Origin of the sequence: Mesotoga sp. UBA6090 (assembly GCF_002435945.1) — a bacterium.
In the GTDB taxonomy this organism is placed as follows: Bacteria; Thermotogota; Thermotogae; order Petrotogales; family Kosmotogaceae; genus Mesotoga.
The window spans coordinates 34,154-44,037 of the sequence record NZ_DIXC01000021.1 but is presented as its reverse complement, the minus strand read 5'-3'; the positions used below and the strand labels follow the sequence as shown (position 1 = coordinate 44,037).

The window sequence follows — 9,884 nt, the reverse complement described above, 5'->3', positions numbered from 1 at the left end:
TATTCTATATGGCTGGATAATGGGAGCCGGATGAATCGAGAGGTTCAAGTCCGGTTCTGAGAGAGCCTGGGGGTGAAATCCCCCTGGGCTACTCACCGGAAAAAAACGATTTACTCTGCAGTTATCCCGTGGAGCCTGCCCTGATGAGCCTGTCCCAATGAACCTGCCCCAAAATGCTTCTGTTTGGGGCTCTTGCTATTGGTCATCCCAGTCTTGATCCGGGATCTGGTTTTGATGTTCTCGGAGAACGGAGTAACGCGGACGGACAACGTAATTATTCAGCGTTCAGCGTTTTCTAGCCAAGCGGCTGTTTGCAAAAGAAGCGGGCTTTGCGTCTGTGAGAGGGCTTCCCACTCTTCGGGCGAACAGCCGTTCGCCCCTACAAGAAGAATATGATTCTGAATGGGATGACTGATGAAGAAGATCGGTAGGCGGTTCTTCGCTTTGTTCGTGGCGAAAGCACCAGCATCACTTCCCGACGAAGTCGGCCTCACTTCTTTAAAGGATCTTTGCCAGCCTTGCGTCCGCCGATGGTTTTCGGCGCCTTGCGTCATTAAACTGTCAATGATTTTGGATGAAGGTCCAAGGACGGTTCTTCACAGCGACCAGCGTGTTTTCTCAAGCGTTAAGCGGCTCTTTCCCCGCGAAGCGGGCTTGGTCAGCTCTCCATCTTTGCCAGCTTTATGCCTTCTGTGGGGCCGTCTTTTATGTGAAGATCGACCTGAGTGAACGGGATCTCTATATCGTTATCGTCGAACCTTGATTTTATGATCTTTGCCAGTTCGGTGCTGGAGGCTATGAAGTTCGGTCTCTCCACCCAGAACCTTACGACGAAGTCGATCGAAGAGGCGCCGTAACCGGTGAACTGGATCATGGGCTTATGATTGTCGTCTACATATAGATTTTCATAAGAGTTGACAGACTCCTCGAGTATCTTCATCACTTTGTTCAGGTCGCTGGAGTACGAAACGCCTACCGTGAGATCGTTTCTTCTAATGTTCTCTGGCCAAAAGTGTACTATAGTGGCGGCCCAGACGTTCCTGCTTGGTATGGTAACGAGCTTCCCGTCCCAGGTTTTGATTAGCACATGATTCAGTTTTATCTCCTGAACTCCGCCTGAGGTTCCGCCGATATCGACAGCCTCCCCTTCGTAGATGAGTTTGTTGAGCATTATGAGAATTCCGCAGATGAAATTGTCTAGAGGCTCTTTGACTGCGAGACCTACAATGATACCGGATACTCCGAGACCGGCTAGAATGGGAGCGAGGTTCTTGAAGAGAACCGAGATGATTAAGAAGGCTGCCAGCGCATAGAACGCCAGATTGAAAAGCGTTCTCATGGTCTTCTGATATTGAGTGGAGGCAACGGATGTCTTCTCAGCGAATTTCATGAATGCTTTGTAGAAGAGACCCGCAAGCCATTTTGCAACCAGTAGGATAACTATGCTGATCCCTATTCTGATGGCCCAGTCGATGATTGTGCTAATTACTTCATTCATGGTAATCCCTCCTAATAGTCTTATATGTTTATTGTTACATAGATCCCTCGAAAAGCCAAATTCGATGATGGCCGAAGCTTCTCTCTGGCCTGAAAACGCTGGATAAAGCAGCTGAGAATTTCAGAATCAACGCGTTTTGTCATGTGATTTCGTAAATTGGGAAAAGCCGATTCCTTTCGAAAAGGGGCAGACCCTCATGCAGATACCGCAATCGGTACCATTCGATCTCCAATAGGAGTAGCAGAGCTCGTGGTTGATTCTCCATCTTTTGTTACCGTTGACGAGCTCGCGTCCATTGCCTGGTATTGCGGAAGTGGGGCACTCTTTCGAGCAGAGCCCGCAATTGCCGCAGAATCTCTCAAGGTCAACACTGATTGCTTGGCTGCATCTCAAAGTCAAGTCCGTAGTTACAAGTCCGAGCTTGATTCTTGGGCCGAACCTGTCAGAGATAAGAAGGCCGTGTCTCCCGAAAACGCCAAGTCCTGCGGCAGCCGCCACAAGAGGGAGAATTGCGAGATAATTGCCATCCATATGATTCCTTGCAGAATATCCCAGGCTGTGGACAAAATAGGAAATGCCTAGTCCTATCGTGGCGGCCTTCAGATATGTTCTGGAGCTCTCGACCATTGCGGTCATCGCCGGAGCTGTATCGATCATTTCTCTCTTTATCTCAACCGCGAAAACGATTCCATAAGGAAGCAGTTCGCTTATTTCCTCTCCGTAGTGCTCTCTATGCCTTCCCCTGTAACTGTAATAGAACTCCGGTTTCATTTCCGCCACACCTACGAGATCTGCCCCAGAATCGCGGGCTATTAGTTTGATCAGATCCCTAATGCTCGATGGTTCAACATGGAGTTTGTCGGTTGACGGTTTGCCCTCGCATAGAGACCTAAGTTCTTCTATGAGGGAGAAATTCGAACGAACTTCCGAAGCTCCAATCGGATCGTAAGACGGAGCTCTTGCGTCGCACAGATCCGGCTTGCCGCGCAGTTCGTCATCAAGCTCTTTCAACTCGGGATGCCTGGAGTAGTAGTCACAGTACTCCGGAGAGTCGACTTCGTAGTTCATCCGGGCAAACATGGTGTCGCGCTCATCATATCTGGCCATTTAGTTCATCACCGACCTATGTTGGATCTTACAATTATACTAGGTGTGGGCTGAGGAGACATCCTCCACCACTGACGGGGGTTGTAAAGAAAGGCGAAACATGGTGCTGGCTTCGGGGAGTTAACAACCCGATTCATACTTTTTCTTGGATTTGTTTCGATTTGCCCGATGCTATACTTGAAAGGTGCTCGGGGTATTCCCTTTTCTTCATAAGAACGGGCACAGTCTTTGTTTTTGGACGTATTGTCGGCCGCTCGGTGCTTCAGTTAAGGAAGCAGAACAGGACTGCTCTCCCCTCTAGATCTTTCGCACATTCATCTCACAGAGGCAGATAAGCAGAGTCGCGTTTTTTGATTTCCATAGAGAGTTCGGCAAATGATCGAGAAGCTTGAGATGCCCATGATTGAACATCAGGATGGTGATGAAATGAAGGATGGCAGAAGAAAATTCGATGCAATAGTAATTGGTTCCGGTCAGGGCGGCACTCCTCTGTCGCTATCGCTTGCAGAGGCAGGATGGAAGGTAGCCCTTATCGAGAGAAAGGCAGTTGGAGGTACGTGCATTAACGAAGGATGTACCCCGACAAAGACCATGATAGCCAGTGCAAGAATAGCGCATCTGGTTAGGCGCGCAGGAGATTTCGGAGTTCATGCCGGGGAGTTCTCGCTTGATCTGGAAAGAGTTGTCCAACGAAAAAAGCAGGTTGTCGAGAGCTTCAGAGAAGGTAGCAAGAAAAGGATCCTCGATTCTCCAAACCTTTCATTGATAGAGGGCAGCGCACGTTTCGTCAGGGAAAGACAGCTCGAAGTCACGCTTCTGAACGGAAGGACGGAGTTCCTTGAAGCAGATACTATTGTGATAAACACCGGAACGAGACCGGCAAGGCCTGAGATAAAGGGTCGGGATAATGTGGTAGCACATGACTCGACGTCGATAATGGAACTGCACGAGCTTCCAGAACACCTGATAATAGTTGGTGGCGGCTATGTGGGTCTGGAGTTCGGGCAGATGTTCAGGCGCTTTGGAAGCAAGGTCACTATTATTCAGAGGGATAAGCAGCTGCTCTCTCGTGAAGACGAGGATATTGCCGGTATGATTTTGGAAATCATGAGGGACGAAGGTATTGAGGTCCTTTTAGATACCGAACCGCTTGAAGTCGACAGCGTAGGAGGTAACAAAATCAGCCTTACACTGCAATCTTCTGAGAAGGAGATGACGGTGGCCGGGAGCCACCTCTTGCTTGCAGTCGGCAGGTTGCCCAACACTCCTGACTTGAATCTCGAAAAGAACGGGATTGAGATCGACGAGAGAGGCTTCATAAGGGTTAACAGTAAACTGGAGACCACTTCGAAGGGCGTGTACGCGATAGGCGATGTCAAAGGCGGACCGGCCTTCACGCACATTTCCTACGACGACTTCAGGATATTGAAGCAGAATCTCTTGAACGGAGGAAACTCGACGATTGAAGAGAGGTTTGTACCGTATGTCGTATTCATAGATCCCCAGCTTGGGAGAATCGGCCTCTCCGAGAAAGAAGCTTCGAGTCAGGGACGTGACTTTCGCGTGGCAAAGCTGCCTTTTGATAGGGTGGCGCGGGCAATCGAAACGGATGAGACCAGGGGAATGATGAAGGCGCTTGTCGATTCCAAAACAGATCAGATAATTGGAGCCGCGATTCTGGGAGTGGAGGGCGGCGAGATTATGTCTGCAATTCAGATAGCAATGATGGGCGGTCTTCCTTACACTTCGCTGAGAGAAGGGGTTTTCGCACACCCGACGCTAGTGGAATCACTGAACAATCTTTTCATGACGCTGGATAGCTGAGCGGCTATGTGAATACTCGCCTGGACTCTTTCTTGAGCTTTTCGACAATGAGTGGACAGCAGATTTCGCGAATGCGCCTTAGCTCGCTACCAAATTCAGACGAATCTACAGAGGCATCGACGCATTGAAAATTTTCGATGATAGTGTACAATTAAATTGAGTATAATTATCGGCAATGCAAACAATGGAGGTTGTTTATTATGAAGAGAATTATGCTAATAGCGCTATTATTGATAACTGCAGTTGGTTTAGCACTGAAGGGGCCGATTACGGTGGCGTCGAAGATAGATACTGAAGGAGCGCTGCTCGGTCAGATGATTGTCATCGTTCTGGAAAAGAACGGTTTCGAGGTAAATGACAAGACAGAATTCGGTACGACAAGTGTCATCAGAAAGGCGATCATCGCCGGTGAGATCGATATCTACCCCGAGTACACCGGAAACGGAGGCTTCTTCTTTGATAACACAGATCCCACGGTATGGAAGAACGCGAAGTCGGGATATGAGACAGTGAAGGCCCTGGATCTGGAAAGGAACGGTCTCGTCTGGCTTACTCCCGCTCCTGCGAACAATACCTGGGCTCTGGCGATCAGAAAGGATCTTTCCGACAGTGAGGGAATAAAGACCCTCGAAGACCTTGCGTCTTACCTGAATCGCGGCGGCTTCATTAAGCTGGCCGCTTCCGAAGAGTTCCTGACGAGGCCCGACGCGATGCCCGCCTTCCAGGAGGCATATGGTTTTGAGCTTTCAAACGATCAGCTTCTTGCCTTCTCCGGCGGAAACACCGCTCAGACGATCAGAGCCGCCGCACAGAACATAGACGGGGTCAATCTCGCTATGGCATACGGTACGGACGGCGCACTCTCGGCTCTCAGACTGGTTGTTCTTGAAGACACCAAAGGCGTACAGCCCGTTTATGAACCCGCTCCGATCGTCAGAAAGGAGATACATGAAGCCTATCCGGAAATCGAGGAGCTCCTAAGACCAGTTTTCGAGGCTCTAGATCTCGAGACGCTACAGATGCTAAATGCTTCGATAGCGATAGAAGGTTTAGATGCTGGGGATGTCGCCGAACAGTTTCTTATATCGAAATCTCTGATTGACTAGAGTTATGACGCTGATTTCCAGACGAAGAGATATGATGGCCATTCTAGGAATGGCCATCATGTTGTTGTCTCTCGTGATTCCTGGATTCCTTTCAGTTAAGGAGACAAGAATCTCGGAGGCTTTACCTGTAGCTTTAGGCAGCTTTTCGAGTGCGGGCCTCTCTCTTCTGGTAGTGGCCTCATTTGCTGTCCTGTTTCTGTCCTACGCAGGATTCAGCTTCTTCATGGGCCTTTTGGGAGGGATTGCCCCCGTCTTAGGCTTTTTTCTGGCCGGAAGACATGCCGCCTCTATAGCTTCAGATGTAGGCCCCTTTGCAAGGGTCTCCCCTTCTACCGGTTTGTGGGTTCTTCTTTTGGCAGGCTATGTAGTTGTCTTCGCCGCCAGAAGAAGGCTTAAAGATAAAAAGGTTCTCTCCGCGCTTCTTGTATTGATTCCTATTGCCTCGTTTCTCATGGTGCTTGGCTCCGGCCATCTCGAGGAGCTCGCGATCATGAAGGAGTACGCAAACAGGAGCAACAGATTTCTTGAAGAGACTATCAGGCATCTCGTAATTGCAGGGGGAGCAGTTCTCGCTGGAGTGCTCATCGGAGTGCCGCTCGGGGTTGTTGCCAACAGGTCTCCAAAGATCGAAAGACCCGTGTTTGCTGTCGTGAACTTTATACAGACGATCCCAAGTATAGCTCTGTTCGGCTTGCTAATAGCTCCGCTATCCTACCTTTCACACAGTCTGCCATTTCTGAGAGAGATGGGAATAACTGGTGTGGGTTGGGCTCCGGCCATGATAGCTCTTGTCCTGTATTCGCTTCTCCCCATAGTCAGAAACACCTATTCAAGCCTGAAGGTTATTCCCACAGATACCGTGGAGGCTGCCAGGGCGATGGGAATGAGCAGAATTCAGGTTCTCGGAAAGGTCGAGATTCCGATTTCGCTGCCGGTTGTCCTTGCTGGCGTGAGAACGGCGGCCGTTCAGGCGGTGGGCAATACTACGATGGCCGCTCTCATTGGAGCAGGGGGCCTTGGTGTTTTCGTCTTTCAAGGGCTTGGTCAGGCAGCAATGGATCTAGTACTGCTAGGGGCGTTGCCTATCGTGGCTCTCGCGCTGATAGTCGATTCTCTTATGCAGTTGCTGATAGCTATTCTGACGCCCAGAGGGCTTGTTTCGGAGGGAGCCGATGATTAGATTCGAGAAAGTTACAAAAGAATACGATGAAGAGACCGTAGCTGTAAAAGATATCACGTTCGAGATTCCTTCGAGAGAACTTACAGTTCTCATCGGGCCGTCTGGATGCGGGAAGACAACGACTCTCAAGATGATAAACCGTATAATCAGACCGACTGCCGGAAGGATTCTGATAGACGGAAGCGATGTAACTGAGATGGATATTAGGCAGCTCAGGAGAGGAATAGGTTACGTTATCCAGAACGTGGGGCTGTTTCCGCATATGTCCGTGAAGGACAACATCGCGACCGTGCCGAAACTGCTGAAGTGGGAGAGATCGAAGATAGATAGAAGAATCGCTGAACTGCTTGAGCTTGTAGGGCTTGAGCCGAAATCTTATGCAAAGAAACTCCCAAAGGAACTCTCAGGCGGCGAGGCCCAGAGGGTAGGGGTTGCGAGGGCTCTTGCCGCAGATCCCCCGATAATACTGATGGATGAGCCCTTCGGAGCGGTGGATCCATTAACTAGGGTGAGGCTCCAGGACGAGTTTGCCAGAATTCAGGAGGAACTTCACAAGACGATCGTCTTCGTGACTCACGATATAGACGAGGCGATAAGACTGGCAGATAAAATAGCCGTTATGAAAGGGGGAAGGATTCTACAGTTCGATACTCCCGAAGAGATTCTCGCAAGGCCGGTAGAGAAGTTCGTGCATGATTTTATGGGCTCCGACAGGGCTCTGAAGAGGCTCTCGAGAATTCCCGTTCTTGAGTATATAGAGAAAAGCGAAACGATAGACGTTAACGGCGGCTGGGAGCAGCTGGGTGTCACAAAAGAGGAATTCGTCTGGGCACTGGACGAGAAGAAGAAACTCATCGGATGGGTAGATGTTTCTCATTCCAGCAGGGAGCTTCCTCTCAGAGAAGCTCTGACTGAGATGCTGGAGGAAGAGATTTTGAGCCCCGACAGCTCAGTAAAAGAGGCGCTTTCTAGAATGCTTGAAAGCGGAACTATGGCTCTGCCGGTCGTTGAGAGATCTGGCCGTTTTCTTGGCCAGATAAGTTTATCCAGAATTCAGGAGTTGACCAAGAGTGACAGAGAAGAAGAGTAGAGTCATTTCCTGGATAGTTCTTGGGATATTTCTTCTGGCGTTCATTCTGATCATATCCAACATGGCTCTCTGGGAGAGCTTTCTAAGATGGCTCTTTCCCGGAGAGAAGCAGGTTCTTCATCCAAGAAGGACTTTGTTGGAGCTAGTGGCCGAACATCTCTGGATGGTCATCGTCTCAAGCGGACTTGCCACGATTATCGGCATCTCGGTAGGAGTGCTGGTAACACGTCCGATGGGTAGGCAGTACTTGCCTCTCGTTTCCAATCTTAGCTCTCTCGGACAGACCTTCCCTCCCGTTGCGGTGCTCGCCCTTGCGGTTCCTCTTCTCGGATTCGGGTTCAAGCCTACGGTTGCGGCTCTGCTCCTGTATGGACTTCTACCTATCTTAAGGAACACGATAACCGGCATCGAGAATATCCCCTCCGAAGTGCGTGAAGCTGCATACGGAATGGGGATGTCTTCCTGGCAGGTTCTCTTCAAGATCGAGCTTCCTCTCGCGCTAAAGGTTATTATGTCGGGAATTCGGATATCTGTTGTTATCAATATCGGGACGGCGACTGTGGGGGCAACCATTGGGGCCGGTGGCCTCGGGTCGCCTATCATTGCGGGGCTTGTCGCGGAGAACCCCGCCTTTGTTCTTGAAGGAGCCATTCCGGCGGCACTTCTTGCATTTTCGGCCGATGCGTTACTCGGAAATATAGAGAAAACGATTTCTACGGCGTAGGGTTTGCTTTTTGAATCAGGTATCCTGTTCGGCGTTCAGCTGTCGGCTTTCCGTAGAGAGCTCCTCCGAGTTATCCTGTTCATGCCCTTGCCTCTTGCCAACAAGAAGATCTCCCATCGCCCTCAGGTCGTTTCCCGAAGGATTCTGGAATATCCTCAAGTCGAAGTGGGGCAATGTGGCAAAGATGTGATCAAAAATGTCGGACTGCAGAGATTCGTAGTTAACCCATGATGTGTCCCTGCTAAAGGCGTATATCTCCAGAGGGAGGCCGGTATCGGTCGGTTGCAACTGTCTGACCATCATGATAAGGTCTTTGTTCGTCCCGGGATGATTCCTGAGGTAAGCGGTCAGGTATGCCCTGAAAGTCCCGATGTTCGTCATCCTTCTGCCGTTTACCGGTTCGGTTACGTCTACTTCGTTCCTTCTGTTGAACTCCTCGATCTCTTTCTTTCTGCTTTCGAGATAAGGTCTTAGAATCTGGATCTTGTACAGCCGATCATAAAGTTCGTCATCTAGAAAGCGGACGGAAGAGGTGTCAATGAAGACGGATCTCTTGATTCGCCTTCCGCCGGCCTGAAACATCCCCTTCCAGTTCTTGAAAGATTCGGAAATTATAGCGTAAGAAGGGACTGTAGTTATCGTCTTGTCCCAGTTCTGAATTCTTATCGTCGTAAGGGTAATGTCGATCACATCGCCATCGGCCTGGTATCTCGGAACCTCTATCCAGTCCCCGATGCTCACAAGGTTGTTCTTAGAAATCTGGATGCTGGCGACCAGTCCCAGCAGCGAATCTCTGAACACTACCAGAAGAACGGCCGTCATTGCTCCGATCCCACTCAGAATACCCCATGGAGAGATTCCGGTCAGTACGGATACCGCAATGACACCGGCTATGATATACACCATTAGTTTCACCACGGTCATATAGCTCTTTATCGGCGTATCTCTGGAGGTTTCGAGAGACTGGTAGGCGCTTGTGAAGACGTCGAGGAAGGCGTCAATGACGACAGCCGCAATGAATATCAGATACGTTGTAACCAGCCGGTAGATCACGTCACTTATCGAGGGGAATGCAGGAGCGAATAGAGCGATTACTATGGCAGGTATCATAAGGGCAATCTTGTTGAGCAGTTTGTGCTTGACAAGAAGATCGTCCCACTTGAATGCAGACCTCCTCACTATAAGCTCTATAGGCTTTATTAGAACCTTCTCGAAGATGAGCTTGGAGAGAAAGGCCACCGCAAACATGATTATCCCGACCGCGATGTTGGCCAGAACTATGTCGAAAGTCTCATTAATTCCCAGTGCTGAAAACCACCCGGCAAAGATGTCTACCACTTGATCGCCTCCAGAGA

8 protein-coding genes are annotated in these 9,884 nt (G+C 49.8%); 5 read left to right on the top strand and 3 right to left on the bottom strand.

Annotated elements, in window-relative coordinates:
- Positions 1-658: 658 nt before the first annotated feature.
- Complete coding sequence (locus B3K42_RS03630) at positions 659-1,498, bottom strand: mechanosensitive ion channel family protein (protein WP_292596913.1); 840 nt, start codon at positions 1,496-1,498, stop codon at positions 659-661.
- A 126-nt stretch (positions 1,499-1,624) separates the two neighbouring features.
- On the bottom strand, positions 1,625-2,605 hold the full coding sequence (locus tag B3K42_RS03625) for a 4Fe-4S dicluster domain-containing protein (RefSeq protein WP_292596911.1): 981 nt from the start codon (positions 2,603-2,605) through the stop codon (positions 1,625-1,627).
- A 426-nt stretch (positions 2,606-3,031) separates the two neighbouring features.
- Between B3K42_RS03625 and B3K42_RS03620 the strand changes: the two genes are divergently transcribed.
- The 5 genes from B3K42_RS03620 to B3K42_RS03600 all read left to right on the top strand — a co-directional run bounded on the left by B3K42_RS03620 (position 3,032) and on the right by B3K42_RS03600 (position 8,529).
- Positions 3,032-4,429: a mercuric reductase gene (locus B3K42_RS03620; RefSeq protein ID WP_349680951.1), complete on the top strand. Its 1,398-nt coding sequence runs from the start codon at positions 3,032-3,034 to the stop codon at positions 4,427-4,429.
- 200 nt (positions 4,430-4,629) lie between these two features.
- A complete protein-coding gene (gene osmF, locus B3K42_RS03615) occupies positions 4,630-5,535 on the top strand; it encodes a glycine betaine ABC transporter substrate-binding protein OsmF (RefSeq protein ID WP_292596907.1) in 906 nt (301 codons plus the stop codon).
- Positions 5,528-6,715 (top strand): ABC transporter permease, encoded by a 1,188-nt coding sequence (locus tag B3K42_RS03610; protein WP_292596905.1) that lies wholly within the window; start codon positions 5,528-5,530, stop codon positions 6,713-6,715. Before osmF ends, B3K42_RS03610 begins: the two co-directional genes overlap by 8 nt.
- On the top strand, positions 6,708-7,805 hold the full coding sequence (locus B3K42_RS03605) for an ABC transporter ATP-binding protein (RefSeq protein WP_110991046.1): 1,098 nt from the start codon (positions 6,708-6,710) through the stop codon (positions 7,803-7,805). Before B3K42_RS03610 ends, B3K42_RS03605 begins: the two co-directional genes overlap by 8 nt.
- Positions 7,786-8,529 (top strand): ABC transporter permease, encoded by a 744-nt coding sequence (locus tag B3K42_RS03600; RefSeq protein ID WP_110991045.1) that lies wholly within the window; start codon positions 7,786-7,788, stop codon positions 8,527-8,529. The genes B3K42_RS03605 and B3K42_RS03600 overlap by 20 nt, the downstream gene beginning before the upstream one ends.
- A 15-nt stretch (positions 8,530-8,544) precedes the next feature.
- Here B3K42_RS03600 and B3K42_RS03595 read toward each other — a convergent pair whose 3' ends face one another.
- Positions 8,545-9,867, bottom strand: a complete 1,323-nt coding sequence (locus B3K42_RS03595) for a mechanosensitive ion channel family protein (protein WP_292596903.1) — start codon at positions 9,865-9,867, stop codon at positions 8,545-8,547.
- Positions 9,868-9,884 lie beyond the last annotated feature (17 nt).